This is a genomic window from Bradyrhizobium sp. CCBAU 53338 (assembly GCF_015291665.1).
GTDB lineage: Bacteria > Pseudomonadota > Alphaproteobacteria > Rhizobiales > Xanthobacteraceae > Bradyrhizobium.
In genome coordinates this window covers 1,441,289-1,464,491 of sequence record NZ_CP030048.1, presented here as the reverse complement: position 1 = coordinate 1,464,491, position 23,203 = coordinate 1,441,289, and the positions used below count along the sequence as shown (strand labels likewise).

Below are 23,203 nucleotides of genomic sequence, written 5' to 3'. Positions count from 1 at the left end.
ACATGCAACTCGGCATGATCGGCCTCGGCCGGATGGGCGGCAACATCGTTCGCCGGCTGATGCGCCACGGACATTCGACCGTGGTCTATGACAAGGACGCCAAGGCCGTCGCCGGGCTTGCCGCTGACGGCGCGGTCGGCTCGGCAACACTGGAAGAGTTCATCTCGAAACTGGAGCGGCCGCGCACGGCGTGGGTGATGCTGCCTGCGGGCCGCATCACCGAGCAGACGATCGAGACGATCGCCGGCGTGATGCAGGACGGCGACGTCATCATCGACGGCGGCAACACGTTCTGGCAGGACGACGTCCGTCGCGGCAAGGCCCTGAAGGCGCGCGGCATCCACTATGTCGACGTCGGCACGTCAGGCGGCGTCTGGGGTCTCGACCGCGGCTATTGCATGATGATCGGCGGCGAGAAGCCCGTCGTGGACCGCCTCGATCCGATCTTCGCGGCCCTTGCGCCCGGCGCCGGCGACATTCCGCGCACCGAGGGACGCGAGGGACGCGATCCCCGCATCGAGCAGGGCTACATCCATGCCGGCCCTGTTGGCGCCGGCCATTTCGTCAAGATGATCCACAACGGCATCGAATACGGCCTGATGCAGGCCTATGCCGAAGGCTTCGATATCCTCAAGAACGCCAACATCGACGCCTTGCCCGCCGATCATCGCTACGATTTCGATCTCGCCGACATCGCCGAAGTCTGGCGGCGCGGCAGCGTGATCCCGTCCTGGCTGCTCGACCTCACCTCGACCGCACTCGCCGACAGCCCGCAGCTCGCCGAATACTCCGGCTTCGTGGAAGATTCCGGCGAAGGACGCTGGACCGTGAATGCGGCGATCGACGAGGCGGTGCCCGCCGAAGTCCTGACCGCGGCGCTCTATACCCGTTTCCGTTCGCGCCAGGAACACACCTTCGCCGAAAAGATTCTCTCTGCGATGCGCGCAGGGTTCGGCGGCCACAAGGAGCCGAAGCAGCCGGACGCCTCGAAGACCAAGTAAGCAACAAAGCGAAGGCCATCAGTTCGTGACAAAAGACCCGCAAGCCAAGCGCAAGCCGGAAAACTGCGCCTTCGTGATTTTTGGTGTCACCGGCGACCTCACCCATCGCCTGGTGATGCCGTCACTCTACAATCTCGCGGCCGAGCACCTGTTGCCGGAAAAATTCTGCGTCGTCGGCGTGGCCCGCAAGGGTCAGTCGGATGACGAACTGCGCGACAGCCTGTCGAAGGGGCTGCGCCAGTTCGCGACGCGGCCCGTGGACGACGACATCGCCCGCAAGCTGCTGGAATGCGTGACCTTCGTCGAGGCGGACGCAAAGGACCCGCCCTCGTTCGATCGCCTGCGCGAACACCTGGATTCGCTGGAATGCGCCCAGGACACCGGTGGCAACCGCCTGTTCTATCTGGCGACGCCGCCGGCCGCATTCGCGCCGACCGCACGCGAGCTCGGCCGCACCGGGATGATGAAGGAGAACGGTGCCTGGCGGCGGCTGGTGATCGAGAAGCCTTTTGGCACCGACCTCGCCTCGGCCAAGGCGCTGAACGCCGAGCTGCTGAAGATGATGGACGAGCACCAGATCTACCGGATCGACCATTATCTCGGCAAGGAGACGGTGCAGAACATTCTGGTGCTGCGCTTCGCCAACGGGATGTTCGAACCGATCTGGAACCGCAACCATATCGACCACATCCAGATCACGGTGGAGGAGAAGCTCGGCGTCGGTCATCGCGGCGGGTTCTACGACGCCACCGGCGCGCTGCGCGACATGGTGCCGAACCATCTGTTCCAGCTGATGTCGCTGGTCGCGATGGAGCCGCCGGCCCGCTTCGACGCCCATTCCGTGCGCTCCGAGAAGGCCGAAGTGCTGACCTCGATCCAGCAGCCGAGTCACGAGGAAGCGCTGAAGAACTCCGTTCGCGCGCAATATCTCGCAGGACGCATCGGTGACGACGAGATTCCGGACTACCGCAAGACCGAGGATGTCAAACCCGGCAGCACCACCGAGACCTTCGTCGCGCTCAAGCTGATGATCGACAATTGGCGCTGGGCGGGCGTGCCGTTCTACCTTCGCACCGGCAAGGCGCTCGGTCACAAGCGCACGGAAGTCGCGATCAAGTTCAAGCAGGCACCGCTGTCGATGTTTTCGGGAACGACGGTCGACCGTCTCTCGCAAAACTTCCTCACCGTCGGCATCGCGCCGACCGAGACCATCGAGCTTCAGTTCAACGCCAAGATTCCGGGGCCCAGCATCACCATCGACGGCGTCGAAATGAAGTTCAAGTACGGCGACTATTTCCGCGCCGATCCGTCCACCGGCTACGAGACGCTGATCTACGACTGCATGATCGGCGACAACATCCTGTTCCAGCGCGCCGACGGCATCGAGGCCGGCTGGGCGGCCGTGCAACCGTTCCTCGACGCCTGGAAGAACGCAGGCAGCAACGGCATCGAGACCTATGAGGCCGGCAGCGACGGTCCGAAATGTGCAGACGAGCTGCTGCGCCGCGACGGCCGCAGCTGGCGGAAGTTTTCATGATGGCGGCGGCCGACCTGCCGAAGCTGATCGTCGTCGCCGACGCCGAGGCCATGGCGCAAGCCGCTGCCGAACGGGTCGTGGCGCGGATGGCAGCCAATCCTGGCCGCATCGCGATCTGCCTCACCGGCGGTTCGAGCCCAAGGAAGCTGTATCAGCTGCTGGGCAGCGACGCATATCGCGACAAGATCCCCTGGGGTCGCGTGCACTGGTTCATCGGCGACGAGCGGTTTGTCCCCGCGACCGATCCCCTCAACAACATGACGGTTGCCCGCACGACGTTTCTGGATCGCAACGCACCCGCCGATCACATCCATCCGATCCCGACCACGGCCGAGACTCCGGACGAGAGCGCCGAAACCTATGCGCGCGAGCTGAAGGCGTTCTATGGGTCTGAACGCCTCGACCCGGCGCGGCCGCTGTTCGACATGGTCCTGATGGGCGCCGGCCCTGATGGCCACACCGCCTCGCTCTTCCCGGGCTATCCCGCGGTCGAGGAGACCGCGCGCTGGGTGGTCGGGGTCCCCAAGGCCAATGTCGCGCCCTTCGTGCCGCGGGTCTCGCTGACGCTTCCCGCGCTGGCGGCCTGCCGCGAGATGCTGTTCGAGATTGCAGGGCATGACAAGCTGCCGATCTTGACGCGCCTGCTCAATGGCGAGAATCTGCCGGCGTTACGCGCGCGCTCGAATGGTGAGACCGTCTGGATGGTCGACAGGGGCGCGCTTCCGGAGGGAATTCGTGGCGGGCGTTAAAGCACCTTGTGCGTTGATCGTGATGGGCGTGTCGGGCTCGGGCAAGAGCACGGTTGCAGAGGCGCTCGGCGAGCGTCTCGGCTGGCGGTTCGAGGACGGCGACAGCTTTCACCCCGCAAGCAATGTCGAGAAGATGCGGGCCGGCCACCCCCTCACCGACGAGGACCGCTGGCCCTGGCTCAACGCCATCGCCGACGAGATCTCGCGGGTCTGCAACGAGGGCGAGCACGTCATCATCGCCTGTTCGGCGCTCAAGCATACCTATCGCGACGTGCTGCTGCGCGGACGTGACGACGTGCGCTTCGTGTTCCTGAAGGGCACGCAGGAGCTGATTGCCGACCGGCTCGCGCACCGCAAGGGCCATTTCATGCCGCCCGGGCTTCTCACCAGCCAGTTCAGCACGCTGGAGCCGCCGGAGGCGAGCGAGCATGTCATCACGGCCTCGATCGACGAATCGGTCGAGGCGATCGTCGACGGTATCGTACGGCAGCTGAAAATCGACGGCGGCAAAAGCAAAGCCGGATAACTCCAAGGTCCTGCCATGACGAAGATCTCTCTGGTCGTTTCCGACGTCGACGGCACGCTGCTCACAAAGGACAAGACGCTGACGGACGGCGCGCGGTCCGCTGTGCTGCGGCTGCACCGGGCCGGCATCGGCTTCACCATCACCTCCAGCCGCCCGGCGATCGGCATGCGCTTCTTGATCGAGCCGCTGGCGCTGTGGCTGCCGGTCGGCCCGTTCAACGGCTCGTCGATCGTCGATCCCGAGATGAATCCGGTCGAACAGCACCTGATCCCGAAAGACGCGGCCGAGCGCAGCTTGCAGATCCTGCGGGAGTTCGGCGCCGACATCTGGCTGTTCACCTACGACAAATGGCTGATCGACAACCCCAGCGGCAAATACGTCGCGCATGAGCAGCACACGATCCGCTCCGACCCGACCATCGTGACGGATTTTTCGCCGTATCTCGCCGGCGCCTGCAAGATCGTCGGTGCCAGCGCCGATGCGGCAGGCCTCGAGGCCTGCGAGAAAGCGATGCAGCAGGCGCTCGGCAGCGCTGCGACCGCGGTCCGCTCGCAGACCTACTATCTCGACATCACCCCGCCCGGCGTCAACAAGGGCACGTTCGTTGAGGCGATGGCCAGGCGCCTCGGCATTTCCCTGGATGCGGTCGCCACCATCGGTGACATGCAGAACGACCTTGCCATGTTCCGTGTCAGCGGCACCTCGATCGCCATGGGCAACGCCACCGACAGCGTCAAGGACCAGGCCACCAACGTCACCGCGACCAACGAGCAGGATGGTTTTGCCGAGGCGATGGAGATGATTTTGAAGCGGAACGGGGTGGGTTAGAGCTTGATCGTTCGGGTCAGTCGCCGCTGATGGTTCACCTCTCCCCCGTCGGGGAGAGGTGAAGGACATGCCCCGCCGATCTATTTCGACCGCTGCATCGCCGGCTTGTCGCTGGCGTGCCTTGCCGCCGAGAGATTATGCGCGGTGTTGATCAGCGCGATGTGAGTCAGCGCTTGCGGGAAATTGCCGGTCTGGCGGCGTGCGACGGAGTCGTACTCTTCGGCCAGCAGCCCGATATCGTTTGCGAGCGCCGCGATACGATCGAACAGCGCCTGCGCCTTGTCGACATCGCCGGCGAGCACATGGGCATCGGCCAGCCACAATGTACAGGCCAGGAACGCACCCTCGATCGGCTGGGTCTCCTCCGAGGTTTCGCGCGGATCGTGGCGAAGCACGAAGCCATCCCGCATCATGTGCTTCTCGACGGCGGCAATGGTGCCGCGGATACGCGGGTCCGATGCCGGCAGGAAACCGACTCCCGGGAGCAGCAGCACACTGGCATCGAGCAGTTTCGAGCCGTAGGACTCGACGAAGGCCCCCTCCTCCGCGTCAAACCCCTTGTTGCACACGTCGCGATGAATCGCTTCGCGCAGGGCGCGCCAGTGCAAGAGCGGCGCCTTGAAGCCGAACGTCTCGGCGCTCTTGATGGCGCGGTCGAACGCAACCCAGGTCATCACTTTTGAGAAAACGTAATGCCTGGGCTGGCCGCGGCGCTCCCAGATGCCGTGATCGGCCTGGTCCCAGACCTCGGCGAGATGCTGGAGCACGGCGCATTCCAGCGCCCAGGTCGCCTCGTCATCGAGCTTGAGCTTGGCCATGCGCGACTGGTGGAAGGCGTCGATCAACTCGCCGTAGACGTCGAGCTGAAGCTGCGCATGCGCGGCATTGCCGACGCGCACGGGCTTGGCGCGCTCATAGCCGTCGAGCCAGCCCGCTTCCCATTCCAGCAGCCGCCGCTGGCCCCAGATGCCGTACATGATCTGCATGTTGGCGGGCGAGCCGGCCGCGGCGCGCAGCAGCCAATTGTGCCAGGCCAGGGCTTCCTCGGAATAGCCCGAGTTCATCAGCGCCAGCAGCGTGAAGGTGGCATCACGCAGCCAGCAGAAGCGGTAGTCCCAGTTCCTGGCACCGCCGAGCTTTTCGGGCAGCGAGGTGGTCGGCGCGGCGACGATGCCGCCGGTTGGGCCGAAGGTGAGCGCTTTCAGCGTGATGAGCGAACGCATGACGAGATGATGGTAGTCGCCCTTGCGATCGCAGCGGCCGCTCCATTCCTTCCAGAACTTCTCGGTCTCCTGAAGCGCGAGCTCAGGGTCGATCGCCTGGGGCGGAGCGAGATGCGAAGGGCCGTAGGTCAGCACGAACGGCACGGTCTCGCCGTCCCTGACCTCGAAATCGGACACCGTGGTCAGATCCTCGCCGCGCGTCTCGACTGGCGTGCGCAGCACCGTCATGTCCTGGCCGGCAATGGCCATCAGCGAATGGTCGATCCGCCGCACCCAGGGAATGTCGACGCCGAAGCCGAAGCGGATCACGAGCTCCATCCGCATCTTCACCCTGCCCTTGAGGCCGCGCACCAGCCGCACGATGTCGGAGGCCTTGCCGCGCGGCGGCATGAAATCGACCAGGGCGACGGTGCCGCCTTTGGTCTCAAAGCGCGTTTCGAGGATCAGGGTATCGCCGAGATAGCGGCGCGAAGTCGTCGTGACCTCGTCGGCCGGCGCAACCAGCCAACGGCCATTCTCGCGCGTGCCGAGGATGGCAGCAAAGCAGGCATCGGAATCAAAGGCCGGCCAGCACAGCCAGTCGATCGAGCCGTTACGCCCGACCAGCGCTGCGGTCTCGCAGTCGCCGATCAGCGCATAGTCCTCGATCTTCTGTGACAATGTGTTGCGAGCCTTGCAAAGCGGGCCTTGGAAACCCCGCCGGATCAACTCCCGCCGTGCAGCGAACGTTCCCGCGTCGCGGCTCTCAAGGCCGTGAGGTCAACCTTCGAGGCGATCTTGTCCAGCGCAATGGGCAGACGCTGGCGCCAGTTCGGATGTTCGTCGATCGTGCCGGGAATGTTGGGCTGGTCGATCACGCCGAGCAGATCCTCCATCGACACCGCAAGCAGCCGCGACGGCGTGCGCGACAGGAAATTGAGCACCGAATAGAGGTCGTTGGCGTTGATGCCGTTCTGGCGCAGGACATCGTCGAGCCCGCCGAGCGCATTCCAGCGCCCCTGGTCGTCCTCGCCGGGATCGAGCCCGAGCGAGCGCTTCATCTTGAGATCGCTGAAGGAGCGCCAGCCGGCATAGGTGCAGAGATCATGCGTGTTCAGCGTGACCAGCGCGTTCGGCCGGTAGTGGTCGACATTGCGGAAATGACCGGCATCGTCGCGCTCGAACATCATGACGAGGTAGGACCAGATGCCGAAATCCTGCATGGTCTCGCGAAACCCTTCCGGCACGGTGCCGAGGTCTTCGCCGATCACGATGCATTTGTGGGTGACGCTCTCGCGCACGACGGCGGCGAGCAGCGCCTCGAGCGGCATCTGCACATAGGCGCCGTTATCAGGCTTGAAACCGCGGGGCACCAAGTACAGCCGCTTCAAGCCGAGCACGTGATCGAGCCTGATGGCGCCGGCATGCCGCATCGAGGCGGCCACCATGTCGGCGAACGGCACGAAGGATTGCGCCTCGAGGCCGCCCGCGTTGAAGCCCGCGAGGCCCCAATCCTGCCCGACCGTGTTGAGCACGTCAGGCGGCGCGCCGACCGCAAGGTGGCGCGAGATCGCCGCCTGCTCGTTCCAGGCGTCGAAGCCGTTGGACTGTACGCCGACGGCGACGTCGAGATAGAGCCCGACGCGCATGCCGAGCTCGGCCGACAGCGCCTTCGCCGCGTGCAACTGGCTGTCCGCCGTCCACTGCACGAATTCGACGAACTCGACTTCGTGCTTGTCTGGTCCGTTGCGCAAGCCGGCGCATTTGGCATCGTCCGGCTGCCGCCATTCCACCGGCCATTCCCACCACGGCACGTTGAAACGATGCCGCATCACCTCGAAGCAGGCAAAGCGCGACAACAAGGCGCCCCGGTCGGCGCGGAAGGCATCGAACTGGTTGCGGCGGACACCGGTCGCGGTTTTCACGAAACTGTCAAAGGTAGCGCGCAGCCCCAGCCACTTTAGCGCCGCCATGTCGGCATAAGGGACACGATCACCCTCGCGCAGCCGCGCGGCGGTCGCGGCTGCGTCCGGGACGAGGTCGACGGAGAATTCCGGGATGGCCTCGACGTCGATGTAGAGCGGATTGAGAAACAGCCGACTGTTCGGCGAATAGGGACTGCAATCGGCCGGATGATCGTCGAACAGCACATGCAGCGGATTGAGCCCGACGCCATCGGCGCCGAGCTGCTCGGCCAATCGGACCAAGCCGGCGAGATCAGTGAAATCGCCGATGCCCCAATTGCGGTCGGAGCGGACGCTGTAGAGCTGCACCGCCAGCAGCCAGCCGCGGTCGAAATCACCGCCGAAGGCGCGCTCGGGCGCCACGATCATCGGCACCTCTTCCGTCGTGCCCGCCGCATCGGTCAGCGTCAGCCGGTGATAGCCGAGCGGCAGGCCGGCGGGCCAGGCGATCACGGGCTCGCGCGTCTCGCCCTGTCCGATCACACTGGGTTCACTGATTTGGCCATTGCCGGTGATTGTCCACTGCAGCGGCGCCGCGCCAACGGACGCAAGTTCGGTGCGCGGATTGCCCAGCGCGCGAACCACGACCGGCCCGCTGACGAAACGGTAAACTCGTTTCTCCGGCAGGGCATCGAGGATCGATTTCAGCGCCTCGGGCGCGGTGACCCGCAGCTTGCCGAGGGCATCGACGAATTCGGATTGGACGCCCTTGATCCGGGCTTGAGCTAAAAGATCCATTCGGCACGCAGCTTGCAGGCCTTTGATCGGCCGGGGGTATCGATTTTAACGAGGTCGCGGAAGAGGTTAGCCAGGGGTAACTCGCAAACCGCGCCTGCCGTTCCCATGGGAACCAATGACACACAAGCGGCTTTCTATACTGGTATCAAGCGTAGGTTCCCGACAAGGGAAACGGGCTCCTGCTTTCTTGTCAATGGCATCACCGTGAACAAGACAATTCAAACTGTCGAGAGTGCCGCTGCCGGCAGCGCTTTCCTGATCGAAGACGTCTATCCCTTGATCGATGGCGGCCGCTTTGCCGTGAAGCGGATCGCGGGCGATCGGGTCGAGGTGTGGGCCGACATCTACCGCGACGGCGATGCCAGCATCAGCGCCGCGCTGGTCTGGCGTGGTGAGCAGGATCGGGAATGGCGGCGCGAGCCGATGACCCATCATGCCGATGATCGCTGGTCCGGCGCGTTCGTGCCGACCGAGCCGGGCCAATATGTCTATGCGATCGAAGCCTGGACCGACGAATTCGCCACCTGGCGTCACGGGGTCGAACGCAAGCAACTGTCCGGCGGCGACATCACGCTCGATGCCATCGAGGGCGCGGGCCTCTTGACCAAGGCGCATGGCGCGGGACAGGACGCCGCTGATGTCATCGTCAGACAGTGCGAAGACTATCTCGGCAGCGGCGATGTCACGCCGCTGCTGGCGAATGAGCTGAGCGAGGCCATGGCCGAGAGCCAGGCGCGGCCCGACCTGACCCGCTCGCCGAACTTCCCGCTCGTCATCGACCGCGACAAAGCGCGCTTCGGCGCCTGGTATCAGATGATGCCGCGCAGCCAGAGCGCGGTTGCCGGCCAGCACGGCACGCTGCGCGACTGTATCGCGCGCGTGCCCGATATCGCCGCGATGGGTTTTGACGTGCTCTATTTCACGCCGATCCATCCGATCGGCCGCACAAGGCGCAAGGGCCGCAACAATGCGCCCGTCGCAACCGAGGGTGAGCCCGGCTCGCCCTACGCGATCGGCTCGGCGGAGGGCGGGCACGATGCGCTGCATCCCGAGCTCGGCACCATCGAGGATTTCCGCGCGCTGGTCGCGACCTGCCTCGAATACGGCCTCGAGATCGCGCTCGACTTCGCGGTGCAATGCTCGCCGGATCATGCCTGGCTGACGCAGCACCCGGAATGGTTCAAATGGCGGCCTGACCGTTCGGTACGGGTGGCGGATGGTCCCTATTCGGACATCGTCATCCCCGATTTTGCCTCCGTCGACCGGATCGGGCTGTGGAATGCGTTCCGCGACGCCATGCTGTTCTGGATCGACCACGGCGTCACCATCTTCGCGATCGACAATCACGACACTGCGCCGCTGCCGTTCTGGGAGTGGCTGATCCGCGACATCCGCGCGCGGCAGCCCGAGGTGATCCTGTTCTCCAAGACCTTTGCGCGGCCGAAGCTGATGAAGGGCCTTGCCAAGCTCGGCTTCGCCCAGTCTTTCAGCTATTTCCCATGGCGCACCGGGAAGTGGGAGCTGGAGCAATATCTCGGCGAGCTCTCGCGGTATCCCGAGCGGGACTTCTATCGGCCGAACCTGTTCGTCAATACGCCTGACCTGCTGCCCTATCATCTCCAGAGCGGCGAAGCCTGGATGTTCAAGTCGCGCGTCGCGCTGGCCGCGATGCTGTCGGGCAATTACGGCCTCTATAGCGGCTTCGAACTGCTCGAGCACGAGGCGATTCCCGGCCACGAAGAATATCGGGATTCCGAGAAGTACGAGATCCGCCAGCGCGACTGGGACAAGCCCGGCAATATCAAGCCCTGGATCACCGCGCTCAACCGCATCCGCAACGACAATTCCGCGCTCCAGCAGACCACGAACCTGCGCTTCCTCGGCATCGAAGACGGCGAGACGATTGCTTTCGTCAAGGAAGCAGCCGAGCCGGCCAACATGGTCGTCGCGGCCATCGCCCTCTCGCGCCATGTACGCGAATTCTGGTTGCCCCTCGGCGACCTCACCATCGACGTCGGCGGCGAACGCCGCCCCGTCACGACAATCGAAAATCTCATGACAGGCGAACAGTCCCGCATCGAATGGGGCGGGATCAGGTTGCGTATCGATCCCGACCGCGATCCGGCCCTGCTCTTCCGCTGCCTGGCGTAAGGATCACGCCATGAATGTTCTGTCTTCCGTCGACACCAAGAAAGCCGAGGCTGCCGAGATCGTGGATGAGCTCTGGTACAAGGACGCCATCATCTACCAGCTCCACGTCAAGGCGTTTGCCGACAGCAACAATGACGGCATCGGCGATTTCGCCGGGCTGACCGAGAAGCTGCCCTATCTGCAGGATCTCGGCGTCACGGCACTGTGGCTGCTGCCGTTCTACCCCTCGCCCGGCCGCGACGACGGCTACGACATCGGCGACTACGGCGCGGTCAATCCCGATTTCGGGACGATGAAGGACTTCAAGCGCTTCATCCAGGAAGCGCAGAAGCGCGGCCTGCGCGTCATCACCGAGCTCGTCGTCAACCACACTTCCGACCAGCACAAATGGTTCAAGCGCGCGCGCCGCAGCCCGGCCGGCTCGAGCGCGCGCAACTGGTACGTCTGGAGCGACACCGACCAGAAATACCAGGGCACGCGGATCATCTTCACCGACACCGAGAAGTCGAACTGGACCTGGGATCCCGAGGCCGGCGCGTTCTACTGGCACCGCTTCTTCTCGCACCAGCCCGACCTCAATTTCGACAACCCGCGCGTCGTCAGCGCCATCATCCAGGTGATGAAGCGCTGGCTCGACGCCGGCGTCGACGGTTTCCGGCTGGACGCCATTCCCTACCTCTGCGAGCGCGAGGGCACCTCGAACGAGAACCTCCCGGAGACGCATGCGATCATCAAGCGCCTGCGCCTGGAGCTCGATGCCTACTCCAAGGGCAAGCTGCTGCTGGCCGAGGCCAATCAATGGCCCGAGGACGTGCAGGAATATTTCGGCCGCGGCGACGAATGCCACATGGCCTACCACTTCCCGCTGATGCCGCGCATCTATATGGCGATCGCGCAGGAGGACCGCTTTCCGATCACCGACATCCTGCGCCAGACGCCTGATATCCCCGCGAGCTGCCAATGGGCGCTCTTCCTGCGCAACCATGACGAGCTGACGCTGGAGATGGTCACCGACGTCGAGCGCGATTACCTCTGGACCACCTACGCCAACGATCCGCGCGCCCGCATCAATGTCGGCATCCGCAGGCGCCTTGCGCCGCTGATGGACAACGACCGGCGCAAGATCGAGCTGATGAACTCGCTGCTGCTGTCCTTCCCCGGCACGCCGATCATCTATTACGGCGACGAGATCGGCATGGGCGACAACATCTATCTCGGCGATCGCAACGGCGTGCGCACGCCGATGCAGTGGAGCCCCGACCGCAATGGCGGCTTCTCCCGCGCCGATCCCGCCCGCCTCTACGCCCCGCCGATCATGGATCCCGTCTACGGCTACGATTCGGTCAACGTGGAGGCGCAGTCGCGCAGCCTTTCGTCGCTGCTCAGCGCCACCAAGCGGTTGATCTCGGTACGCAAGTCGACGCTGGCCTTCGGCCGCGGCACCATGACCTTCATCCGCCCGGCCAACCGCGCTGTGCTGGCCTATGTCCGGCAGTATCGCGACGAGGTGATCCTCTGCGTCGCCAATCTGTCGCGCGCCGCGCAGGCGACCGAGCTCGATCTGTCGCCGTGGAAAGACCGCATCCCGCAGGAAATGCTTGGCCGCACGCGCTTCCCGGCGATCGGCGAGCTGCCCTACATGATCACGCTGGGGCCCTACGGCTTCTACTGGTTCCAGCTCCAGGAGCGCGACAAGTCCGAGCCGGTGGTGCCGCGGGCGGTGCCGGAATTCGAAACGCTGGTGGTGCCGGTCAACTCGAACTGGGTGTCGCTCGCCCGCGAGCGCAGCGTGTTCGAGCGCGACGTACTGCCAGGCTTCCTGTCGCGGACACGCTGGTATCCCGAGCACAACCCCAAGCACATCAAAGCTATGCTGACGTCAGCGGTGCCGTTCAGTGACATCGGCGACAACAGGCCCTGGATCGCGTTCTTCGAGACGACGCAAGACGAGGTCACCACGCGCTACGTGCTGCCTATGCAGATCGAGTGGGTCCGCTTCGACCGCGAACGCTTCAACCCGAGGGCGCTCGCCGCCGTACGGCAGGGCGCGCGCGAAGGCACGCTGCTCGACGTCGCCACCGACCAGATCTTCATCGGGCTGTTCCTGCGCGGCCTATCGCAGAACCTCGTCGTGGACGAAAACAATCTACGGCTGGAGTTCAAGGCCACCAGCCGGTTCGCCGAGTACACCATCAAGGAGCCCGCACGCATCCGCACGGTCGAGCAGTCGAACAGCACGGCCCTGGTCGACAACCAATACGTCGCCAAGATCCATCGCCAGCTCGAAAGCGGCATCAATCCGGAGATCGAAATCGGCTGCTACCTCACCGAAATCGCTCGCTTCCCCAATACGCCGGCGCTGCTCGGCAGCGCCGAGCTGGTCGAAGGCGACAGCCGCAGCACGATCGGCGTTCTGCACGCCTATGTCGAGAACCAGGGCGACGGTTGGGCCGTCACCACCGGCTACCTCGACCGCTATATCGACGAGCAGCGGCTGGGGCCTGTGGGCGAGACGCCCCGCGAGACCCAGGAGCAGGCGCCCTATCTCCACTTCATCACGCAGATTGGCCGCCGGCTCGCCGAGCTGCACATGGCGCTCGCCGCCGCGAAATCCACCGACCTTGCCCCTGAACCGATCGGCAAGGCGGACGTCAAGCGCTGGACAACCGACCTCAAGGGGCGGGCCGAGCGCGTGTTCGAGCGGCTCGCCGACATCAGGGACGGCCTCCGCGAGGCTGACCGGCCGCTGATCGACCGGCTGGTTGCGGTGCGCGCGACCCTGCCGGACCACATCGACGCGCTCTTGCCATCCGACATCGACGGGTTGAACATCCGTCATCATGGCGACTTCCGCCTCGGGCAAACTCTGATCGTGAAGGACGACATCTTCATCATCGATTTCGACGGCAACCCGCACCTCACGCTGGCCGACAAGCGGCGCAAGCTGCCGGCCGCGCGCGACGTCGCTGGCCTGGTCCGGTCGATTGATCTTTCGGTTAACGCCGCGCTCAACCGGGCGCTCTCGGGCGGCAGTGACGAACAGGGCCGGATCACGGCCGCGCTCGACGAATGGCGCGAACACGCCACCGCGACCTTCCTGGCCGCCTATCGCGAGGCCATGACCGACCCGCGGCTCAGCCCGAAAGAGGGCCATTCCGCGGAAAGCATATTAAGGTTTTTCCTGCTTGATCAAGCGTTCGACGAGGTAGAGTACGAGCTGTCCCACCGGCCGGAGGGGCTCCATGTGCCACTGACCGGCCTGCTTCGCATTCTGTCCAGTGCCGAGAGCGGAGCCCATGCCTAAACTGCCTGCCGAAGCCTACGCCATCATCGAGGGCCGCCACTCCGACCCCTTCCACTATCTCGGGCTGCATCCCGAGGGCGGCAGGAGCGTGGTGCGCGCCTTCCTGCCGGAGGCCTCCAATGTCGAGGCCGTCGGCGACCATGGCGAGGTGGCGACACTCGACCGCGTCCACGCATCAGGCCTGTTCATCGGCGCTCTACCGAACGGCTCGAAACACTATCAGCTCCGCGCCAAGTTCGGCGACAACGTCGTCGAGTTCGAGGACGCCTACCGCTTCCCGCCGATCCTGTCCGATTTCGATCTCTATCTGCTCGGCGAGGGCACCCATCAGCGCCTCTACGACAAGCTCGGCGCGCATCCGATGCGGCTGGAGGGGGTCGACGGCATCGGCTTCGTGGTGCTGGCGCCGAATGCGCGGCGCGTGTCCGTGGTGGGCGATTTCAATTTCTGGGACGGAAGGCGTCACCCGATGCGGGTGCGCGGCGCCGGCTATTGGGAATTGTTCATCCCGAACGCCAAGGCCGGGGATCACTACAAGTTCGAGATCGTCGGGCCACACGGCCATCTGCTGCCACTGAAGTCCGATCCGATGGCGTTTGCCGGCGAAGTGCGGCCGAAGACGGCGTCGATCGTGTTCGACGAGGCTCACTTGCCGCGGCCGCGGCCGGCGCCTGACGGCATCAACGCGTTATCGGTGCCGATGTCGATCTACGAGGTTCATCTCGGCTCGTGGCGGCGCAAGGACGGCAATGAATGGCTGACCTATCGCGAGCTCGCCGAGCAACTGCCGGCCTACGCCCGCGACATGGGGTTTACCCATCTCGAATTCCTGCCAGTCAGCGAGCATCCGTTCGACGGCTCCTGGGGTTATCAGCCGACCGGCCTCTATGCGCCGACCAGCCGTTTCGGCTCGCCGGAGGATTTTGCCGCATTGATCGACGCCTGCCATCGCGAGGGCATCGGCGTGCTGCTCGACTGGGTGCCCGGCCATTTCCCTGATGATCCGCATGGGCTCGGCAGCTTCGACGGCACGGCGCTGTACGAGCACGCCAATCCGCTCCAGGGCCGCCACCTCGACTGGGGTACGTTGATCTACAATTACGGCCGCACCGAAGTGACGAACTTCCTGGTGTCGAACGCGCTGTTCTGGCTGGAGCGCTATGCGATCGACGGCCTGCGCGTCGATGCCGTGGCGTCCATGTTGTATCTCGACTACAGCCGCCCGCCCGGCGCATGGATTCCGAACCAATATGGCGGCCGCGAGAACATCGAGGCGATCAACTTCCTGCGCCGCTTCAACACCGAGCTGTTCTCGCGCTTCCCGCAGGCGACCACGGCGGCTGAGGAATCCACCGCGTGGCCGCAGGTGTCGCGCCCGGTCGAATTCGGCGGGCTCGGCTTCGGCTACAAGTGGAACATGGGCTGGATGCACGACACGCTGAACTACATCAGCAAGGATCCGATCCACCGCAAATATCATCACGGCGACATCCTGTTCGGCCTGCACTACGCCTTCTCTGAAAATTTCATCCTGCCGCTGTCACACGACGAGGTGGTGCACGGCAAGCGCTCGATCTTCGGCCGCATGCCCGGCGACGAATGGCAACGCTTTGCGAATCTGCGCGCCTATTACAGCTTCATGTTCGGCCATCCCGGCAAGAAGCTGCTGTTCATGGGCGGCGAGATCGCGCAGAGCCGCGAATGGAATCACGATCAGTCGCTCGACTGGCATCTGCTCGAATACAAATATCATCAAGGTGTCCAGGCGCTGGTCCGCGACCTCAACCGGCTCTATCGCGCGGTGCCGGCGCTGCACCAGATGGATTGCGACCAGGCCGGCTTCGAATGGCTGATCACCGACGATGCCAACCGCAACGTGTTCGCATGGCTGCGCAAGGGTTTTGACGAGCACGCACGGTGTCTCGTGGCCGTCAACTTCTCGCCCAATGTCTATCGCAACTATCGCATCCCCGTGCCCTTTGCCGGCAAGTGGAAAGAAGTGTTCAATTCCGACTCCGCCCATTATGGCGGCACCAATGTCGGGAACATCGGCGAGGTACAGACGGTTGCCGGCAAGGCACCCGAGCTCCGCCTCACCATTCCGCCGCTCGCCGCGATCTTCCTCGTTCCGGAAAGCTGACCGATGCGCCTGACTGCTGGAACGTCTGCGCGCCTCGGTGCAAGCTGGGACGGACGCGGCACCAATTTCGCGCTGTTCTCGGCCCATGCGCAGAAGGTCGAGCTGTGCCTGTTCGACACGCAAGGGCGCCGCGAGCTCGAGCGCATCGAGCTGCCTGAAAGAACCGAGGACGTCTGGCACGGCTATCTCAACGACGTCTCGCCGGGCCAGCTCTACGGCTATCGCGTGCACGGTCCCTACGAGCCCGAGCACGGCCACCGCTTCAACGCCAACAAGCTGCTGCTCGACCCCTATGCCAAGCGGCTCGCCGGACGGCTGGTCTGGAGTGATGCGCATTTCGCCTACCGCACCGGCTCGGCGCGCGAGGATCTATCTTTCGACCGGCGCGACAATGCGCGCGGCATGCCCAAGGCCGTCGTGGTCGACGAGACCTTCAACTGGGGCCGCCGCGAGATAAGGCCCAACATTCCCTGGGAAGACACCATCATCTACGAGGCTCATGTCAAGGGCCTGACGCAGAAGCGCAACGACGTGCCGCCGAATCTGCGCGGCACCTATGGCGGGCTGTCGTCGCCGGCGATGATCGAGCATCTGAAGAAAGTCGGCGTCACGACCGTCGAGCTCTTGCCCATTCACAGCTTCGTCGACGACCGCGTGCTGGTGGAGAAGAAGCTCGCCAATTACTGGGGCTACAATTCACTGTCCTTCTTCGCGCCGGAGCAGCGCTACGCCCAGGACAATGCACTCGATTCCTTCCGCACTACCGTGGCGCGCCTGCACGATGCCGGCATCGAGGTGATGCTCGACGTCGTCTACAACCACACCGCCGAGGGCAATCATCTCGGCCCGACGCTGTGCTATCGCGGCATCGACAATGCCTCCTATTACTGGCTGAACCGTGAGAACCCGCGCTATTACGACGACTTCACCGGCTGCGGCTCGTCGGTGAACCTGACGCATCCGCGCGTGCTGCAAATGGTGATGGATTCGCTCCGCTATTGGGTCGAGGTCTGCCACGTCGACGGCTTTCGCTTCGACCTCGCCACCACGCTGGCACGCGGGCCGAACGGCTTCGATCGCGGCATCTCGTTCCTCACCGCGATCCGACAGGATCCGGTGCTCGCGACGGTCAAGCTCGTCGCCGAGCCCTGGGACCTCGGCCTCGGCGGCTACCAGGTCGGCGCATTTCCTTCGCAATGGTCGGAGTGGAACGATCGCTATCGCAGCGCCATGCGCCGCTACTGGAGCGGCGAAGGCAGCCTGATCGGCGACATCTCCAGCCGCATGACGGCGTCCTCGGACCTGTTCAACCACGACGGACGGCGGCCGCGCGCCAGCATCAACCACATCACCGTGCACGACGGCTTCACGCTCGCCGACCTCTTCAGCTACAACGAAAAGCACAACGAGGCCAATGGCGAGGACAATCGCGACGGCTCCAACGACAACCACAGCAACAATTGCGGTGTCGAGGGCCCGACCGACGATCCCAACATCCTCGCGCTGCGGCGGCAGCTGCGCAAGAACGTGCTGGCCTGCCTGATGCTGGCGCAGGGCATTCCGCTGATCCTCGCCGGCGACGAGGTCGGCAACACGCAGTCCGGCAACAACAATGCCTATTGCCAGGACAATGAGGTCGGCTGGGTCGGCTGGGAGAATCTCGGCAAGGAGGGCGACGACATGGTCGACTTCGTCTCGGGTCTCGCCGACATCCGCCGCCGCTTCTCGCAGCTGCGCAGCCATCGATGGCTCGACGGCCGGCCCAAGGACGGCATCTCCTACGGGGCCCTATGGCTGACGCCCGAGGGCAACGAGATGACGGAAAGCGACTGGACATTCCCGGACGGGCGGTTCCTCTCATATGTGATGGGGCCGATGGAACCGGGCAGCGCGGCGATCTTTATCGTATTGAACGCCGCGCCCGAAGAGATCGCATTCAAATTGCCCAAAATGCCCGAATACAAGAGCTGGCAGCAGATCCTGAACACGACGGATGCCAAGCTGAACAGCATTGATTTCCTGCCCGGAAGCGACAGCAAGGCGCCGCCGCGCTCGGTGCTCGCCTTCGCGGGGGCGTTATGAGGCCATCCTTCGGGGCGAAGCCGACCAAAGACGGCGTGTCGTTCCGCTTGTGGGCGCCCGGTGCACGTCGGGTCGATCTGCTGCTTGAAAGACGACATGCCATGCAGCGCCGGCAGGATGGCTGGTATGTTGCCGAGATTGCCGGCCTCCGCGTCGGCAGCCAATACAAGTTCAGGATCGACGACGAGATCGACGTGCCAGATCCGGCTTCGGCGTTCCAGCCGAACGATGTGTTCGGTCCGAGCGAGGTGATCAATCACGATTCCTTCGATTGGCGCGCGAAGGATTGGCGCGGCCGTCCCTGGGAAGAAACGGTGCTGATCGAGACCCATGTCGGCACCTTCACGCACGATGGCACCTATCGCGCCATGATCGACAAGCTCGATCATCTCGTCGCATCGGGCATCACGGCGCTGGAGCTGATGCCGCTCGCCGATTTCGCCGGCCGCCGCGGCTGGGGCTATGACGGCGTGCTCTGGTACGCGCCCGACAGTGCCTACGGCCGCCCCGAGCAACTGAAGACGCTGATCGACGAAGCGCATCTGCGCGGGCTGATGGTCTTTCTGGACGTCGTCTACAATCACTTCGGCCCCGAGGGAAACTATCTCGGCCGCTACGCGCCGACCTTCTTCACCGACGCACACACGCCGTGGGGCAGTGCGATCGATTATCGCGTGCCGCAGGTGCGCGCGTTTGCGGTCGAGAATGCGCTGTCCTGGCTCACTGACTATCGCTTCGATGGATTGAGGCTCGACGCCGCCAACCACATCATGGCGATCCCCGGTGAGCAGTCGATGCTGCACGACCTCAGCATCGCGGTCGGCGAGCTCGCCAAGGCGACGGCGCGGCACATCCATCTCGTGCTCGAGAACGGCGACAACCGCGCCGGCCTGCTCGATGCCGCGCAGGAGCCGCCCAACGGCAAATATCGCGCGCAGTGGAACGACGACTATCATCACGCCTGGCACGTGATGCTGACCGGCGAGCTCGACGGCTACTATGCCGACTATCAGACGCCGCGCATGGATCTTGCGCGCGCGCTCGCGTCGGGCTTCGTCTACCAGGGCGAGATCTCGGAATTCTGGGGCAAGAAGCCGCGTGGCGAAGCGAGCGGAGAGCTGCCGCCCGCGACCTTCGTCAATTTCCTGCAAAACCACGACCAGATCGGCAACCGCCCGCTCGGCGATCGGCTGGAGAGCCTGGCATCGCCACGGCAGATCGAGGCCGCGCTCGCGGTGACGCTGCTCGCCCCGATGGTGCCGATGCTGTTTCAGGGCGAGGAATGGGGCTCGAAAGTGCCGTTTCCGTTCTTCTGCGATTTCGAGGGCGGACTTGCGGACGCCGTGCGCAATGGACGCAAGCAGGAATATGCCTGGGCCTACGCGAAATACGGCGACGAGGTGCCCGATCCGCTCGATCCGGTCACGCCGATGTCGGCCGTGCTCGACTGGACCGACCACACACCGGAGCAGGACGCGCGGCTCGCACTGGTGCGCGATCTGCTCGCACTTCGCCACAAGGAGATCATGCCACGCCTGAAGGCAGCGCGCTTTGGCGGTGCAGAGGCGACCGACAGCGGCTTGCTCACTGCGCAGTGGCGCATGGGCGACGGTACGACGCTGCGGCTCACCGCCAATCTGTCGGACGAGGGCATCGCGCATTCCACCAACGACGCGAGCACGCCGATCTGGGGCGGCGCGCCCGGAGACCGGCTTCCGCCCTGGTCGGTCGTCTGGCATCTCGGACGTTGATATGCCTCCCGCGATTCCCCTCGCGACTTACAGGCTCCAGCTCACCGCGGATTTCGACTTCGACAAGGCAGCGGCTGTCGTGCCTTACCTCAAGGCGCTGGGGGTCACGCATCTCTATGCCTCGCCGGTCATGAAGGCGCGCCAAGGCTCGACCCACGGCTACGACACCGTCGACCACAGCAAGTTCAATCCCGAGCTCGGCGGCGAGGCCGGCTTTGCGCGGCTGAGCGAGGCGCTGAGACGGCACGATCTTGGCCTCATCATCGACTTCGTGCCCAACCATGTCGGCGTGCATTTTGCCGACAATCCCTGGTGGCTCGACGTGCTGGAATGGGGCCAGGCCTCACCGCACGCGGTCTCCTTCGACATCGACTGGGACCAATTGCCCTATCGTGCCCGCGGCGGCGTGCTGCTGCCGATCCTCGGCGTATCCTATGGCGAGGCGCTGGAGCGCGGCGAGATCGAGCTGCGTTACGATCCCGACGAAGGCAGCTTTTCGGCCTGGTATTTCGAGCATCGCCTGCCGATCGCGCCGGAGCGCTATGGCGAGATCTTGCGGATGATCGTGAAGGAGGCGGATGCCGCCGATACCGTCGCCGGCAAGCGCCTGCACTCGCTCGCGGCGCGCTACACCGGCCTGCGCCGGCCGAGCCGCAAGGAAGCCCCCGCCTTCAAGGCCGAACTGAAGGAGATCGCCGGCAGCGCCGACATCATCGCGCACGGCCTCGCCGCCTATCGCGCGGCAAAGGATCGTCCAGCACAGACACTGGCGCTGCATCACCTGCTGGAGCGGCAGCACTACAAGCTCGGCCATTGGCGGCTTGCGTCGAGCGACATCAACTATCGCCGCTTCTTCGACGTCAACGGGCTCGCAGGCTTGCGCGTCGAGGACCCAACTACTTTCGCCACCACGCATCGGCTGGTGAAGCAGCTCGTCGCCGACGGCAAGCTGCAAGGTATTCGCCTCGACCACATCGACGGACTGCGCGATCCCGCGCAATATTGCCAGCGGCTGCGCCGGCTGGTGCGCGACGCGCAGGGCAACGCAAAGCCCTTCTACACGGTGATCGAAAAGATCTTGTGCGAGCACGAGAAGCTGCCGCACTTTGCCGGCGTGCAGGGCACCACCGGCTACGAGTGGATGAACGCCATCACCCAGGTGCTGGTCGCGCCTAAGGGGCTGGAGGCGCTGGGCGAGACCTGGCGGCAGATCAGCAACCGTCCGCCGCAACTGGCGCCTTATGTCAAGGACGCCAAACGGCGCGTGCTGGAGACGCTGCTGACCAGCGAATTCACCGTGCTGACGCGCCTGCTCGCGCGCATCGCCAATGGGCACTACTCGAGCCGCGACTTTTCCGCCGACAGCCTGCGGCAGGCGCTCGAGCTCTACGTGCTGCACTTCCCGGTCTATCGCACCTATCTCACGCATAGCGGCCCGACCGCGCTCGACCGCAAGCTGATCGACGACACCATCGCGCGCGCCCGGGTGGAATGGTTCGCGGCGGACGAGGGCATCTTCGACTTCCTGCGCGATGCCCTGACCATGGACCTGCTCGAGCCCGGCCGCCCGCCGCACAGCGCCCCGCGTGTCCGTCGCTTTGCGCTGAAGGTGCAGCAATTCACCGGGCCGATGATGGCGAAATCGCTGGAAGACACTGCGTTCTACCAGTTCCACCGGTTGCTGGCGCTGAACGAGGTCGGCGGCGATCCCGCGAGCAACGGGCTCACCATTCCCGCCTTCCACGAGGCGATGCGCGCCCGTGCCAGGGAATGGCCACTGGGCATGACGGCAACTGCCACTCACGACACCAAGCGCGGTGAGGATGCGCGTGCGCGGATCGCGGCGCTGAGCGAAATTCCCGGCGATTGGACCAGTGCAGTGGCACGCTGGAAGGTGCTGAACGCGCCGCATCTCGCACTGAATGGTCCCCTGCGCGCGCCCTCGGCGACGTTCGAATACATGCTCTACCAGACCCTGCTCGGCGCCTGGCCGCTCGAAGGGCACGATGCCAGCTTCGTCGAGCGCATCCAGGCCTATGCGCTGAAAGCTGCGCGCGAGGGCAAGGAGGAAACGAGCTGGCTCAATCCGCACGAGGCGTACGAGAGCGGAGTGGGCGGCTTTATCGAGAGGATTCTCGATCCGGCGCGGTCAGGCGAATTTCTGGATACATTGCAGAGCATGACTCGCCGGGTCGCACTGCTCGGCGCGCTGAACTCACTGAGCCAGCTCACGCTGAAGGCGACGCTACCGGGCCTCCCCGACTTCTACCAGGGCACCGAATACTGGGACCTGTCGCTGGTCGACCCCGACAACCGCCGCCCGGTGGATTTCGCTGCGCGCCAGACTGCGCTGGCATCGCTGGAAACGCCGGACTGGAGCGGGCTGACGAGAACCTGGCCCGATGGACAGCTCAAGCTCGCCTGGACACGACATCTGCTCAAGCTGCGGAACCGTCTCGCAGACGTTTTCACGCAAGGCGATTATCGGCCGCTCGAAGTGCGTGGCGCGCACGCCGATCATGTGATCGCCTTTGCCCGCCGCCATGGCCGCAATGCCGTGATTGTCGTGGTCGGACGCCAGTTCGCCCCCTTCACGCAAGGTGGCCGCGAGTGGCCCACGCTCGAAGCCTTCGATGCGACCATCGACATGACCGGCTACAGCGTGCCGGCCGTTGAGAGCAACGAGCTTCCGATCGCACGGGCCTTCGGTGACTTTCCCGCCGCCGTCATCGAGGCTCGCGCGGCCAGCGCGATCAGGCCTCTGCGGCAACGCGCCAGCGCCTGACGCTCACTTCCCCTCGTCCCTGGTCAGCAGCAACTGCCCGCGCTTGCGGATGGTGGCCTGCGCCACCTCGGCAAAGCGTTGCAGCAGCCACGGCAGCACCACCTCGACCTTGACATGATCGTCGGCGACGTCGACCTTTCCGCTCGCGATCTGGCCGAGTGCGCGGATGCGGAAGGCCAGGGAATCGCCGCTCCAGCGCTCCTCTTCGACCTGCATCACGGGAATGCTCGCGGCAGCGCGGCCAAGACCGTTCTTGAGCCGGTGCACCGCCTCCTCGCGGCCGAGACGATGCGGAATGGAGACGACAAGCGGTGCTGACATGGCCCTGCCCTTTGATGGCTGATCCTCACATAGTCATGCCGGGTGGCGGCGCAAAGGTTCCATGCAAGTTGGGACCTGTGGACCCGTTTCAAATCCGGAACTTTAAAACATGCGGCAAGTTGCC

Annotated in this window: 14 protein-coding genes; 11 read left to right on the top strand and 3 right to left on the bottom strand. The window is 64.7% G+C overall.

Annotation, left to right across the window (positions count from 1 at the left end; genetic code table 11):
* Window positions 1–2: 2 nt before the first annotated feature.
* The 5 genes from gnd to XH90_RS06995 are packed head-to-tail and all read left to right on the top strand — an operon-like array spanning window position 3 to window position 4,641.
* Window positions 3–1,001 carry a phosphogluconate dehydrogenase (NAD(+)-dependent, decarboxylating) gene (gene gnd / locus XH90_RS07015; RefSeq protein WP_194479856.1) on the top strand — a complete coding sequence of 333 codons (999 nt, stop codon included), beginning with the start codon at window positions 3–5 and terminating at the stop codon, window positions 999–1,001.
* A gap of 25 nt (window positions 1,002–1,026) precedes the next feature.
* A complete protein-coding gene (gene zwf, locus XH90_RS07010) occupies window positions 1,027–2,538 on the top strand; it encodes a glucose-6-phosphate dehydrogenase (RefSeq protein WP_194479855.1) in 1,512 nt (503 codons plus the stop codon).
* Window positions 2,538–3,287: a 6-phosphogluconolactonase gene (pgl, locus tag XH90_RS07005; protein WP_194482609.1), complete on the top strand. Its 750-nt coding sequence runs from the start codon at window positions 2,538–2,540 to the stop codon at window positions 3,285–3,287. The genes zwf and pgl overlap by 1 nt, the downstream gene beginning before the upstream one ends.
* Window positions 3,274–3,813, top strand: coding sequence for a gluconokinase (locus tag XH90_RS07000; RefSeq protein WP_194479854.1), 540 nt, complete (start codon window positions 3,274–3,276; stop codon window positions 3,811–3,813). The genes pgl and XH90_RS07000 overlap by 14 nt, the downstream gene beginning before the upstream one ends.
* A 15-nt stretch (window positions 3,814–3,828) precedes the next feature.
* Window positions 3,829–4,641, top strand: a complete 813-nt coding sequence (locus XH90_RS06995; RefSeq protein WP_194479853.1) for an HAD family hydrolase — start codon at window positions 3,829–3,831, stop codon at window positions 4,639–4,641.
* An 80-nt stretch (window positions 4,642–4,721) separates the two neighbouring features.
* On the opposite strand, the gene XH90_RS06990 is transcribed toward XH90_RS06995, so the two are convergent.
* Both XH90_RS06990 and malQ read right to left on the bottom strand, forming a co-directional pair.
* Window positions 4,722–6,524 (bottom strand): glycoside hydrolase family 15 protein, encoded by a 1,803-nt coding sequence (locus XH90_RS06990; protein ID WP_194479852.1) that lies wholly within the window; start codon window positions 6,522–6,524, stop codon window positions 4,722–4,724.
* A 44-nt stretch (window positions 6,525–6,568) separates the two neighbouring features.
* Window positions 6,569–8,545 (bottom strand): 4-alpha-glucanotransferase, encoded by a 1,977-nt coding sequence (malQ, locus tag XH90_RS06985; RefSeq protein WP_194479851.1) that lies wholly within the window; start codon window positions 8,543–8,545, stop codon window positions 6,569–6,571.
* A 204-nt stretch (window positions 8,546–8,749) separates the two neighbouring features.
* Here malQ and XH90_RS06980 point away from each other — a divergent pair, with 204 nt between their 5' ends.
* The 6 genes from XH90_RS06980 to treY are packed head-to-tail and all read left to right on the top strand — an operon-like array spanning window position 8,750 to window position 22,758.
* A complete protein-coding gene (locus XH90_RS06980; RefSeq protein WP_194479850.1) occupies window positions 8,750–10,696 on the top strand; it encodes a maltotransferase domain-containing protein in 1,947 nt (648 codons plus the stop codon).
* A gap of 10 nt (window positions 10,697–10,706) precedes the next feature.
* Entirely contained in the window at window positions 10,707–14,000 is a 3,294-nt protein-coding gene (gene treS, locus XH90_RS06975; RefSeq protein ID WP_194479849.1) for a maltose alpha-D-glucosyltransferase, read from the top strand.
* Entirely contained in the window at window positions 13,993–16,140 is a 2,148-nt protein-coding gene (glgB, locus tag XH90_RS06970; protein ID WP_194479848.1) for a 1,4-alpha-glucan branching protein GlgB, read from the top strand. Before treS ends, glgB begins: the two co-directional genes overlap by 8 nt.
* A 3-nt stretch (window positions 16,141–16,143) precedes the next feature.
* Window positions 16,144–18,222 carry a glycogen debranching protein GlgX gene (glgX, locus tag XH90_RS06965; RefSeq protein WP_194479847.1) on the top strand — a complete coding sequence of 693 codons (2,079 nt, stop codon included), beginning with the start codon at window positions 16,144–16,146 and terminating at the stop codon, window positions 18,220–18,222.
* A complete protein-coding gene (treZ, locus tag XH90_RS06960; RefSeq protein WP_194479846.1) occupies window positions 18,219–19,973 on the top strand; it encodes a malto-oligosyltrehalose trehalohydrolase in 1,755 nt (584 codons plus the stop codon). Before glgX ends, treZ begins: the two co-directional genes overlap by 4 nt.
* Window position 19,974: 1 nt before the next feature.
* On the top strand, window positions 19,975–22,758 hold the full coding sequence (gene treY / locus XH90_RS06955) for a malto-oligosyltrehalose synthase (RefSeq protein WP_194479845.1): 2,784 nt from the start codon (window positions 19,975–19,977) through the stop codon (window positions 22,756–22,758).
* A gap of 3 nt (window positions 22,759–22,761) precedes the next feature.
* Here treY and XH90_RS06950 read toward each other — a convergent pair whose 3' ends face one another.
* Window positions 22,762–23,079, bottom strand: a complete 318-nt coding sequence (locus tag XH90_RS06950) for a polyhydroxyalkanoic acid system family protein (RefSeq protein WP_194479844.1) — start codon at window positions 23,077–23,079, stop codon at window positions 22,762–22,764.
* Window positions 23,080–23,203: the final 124 nt, after the last annotated feature.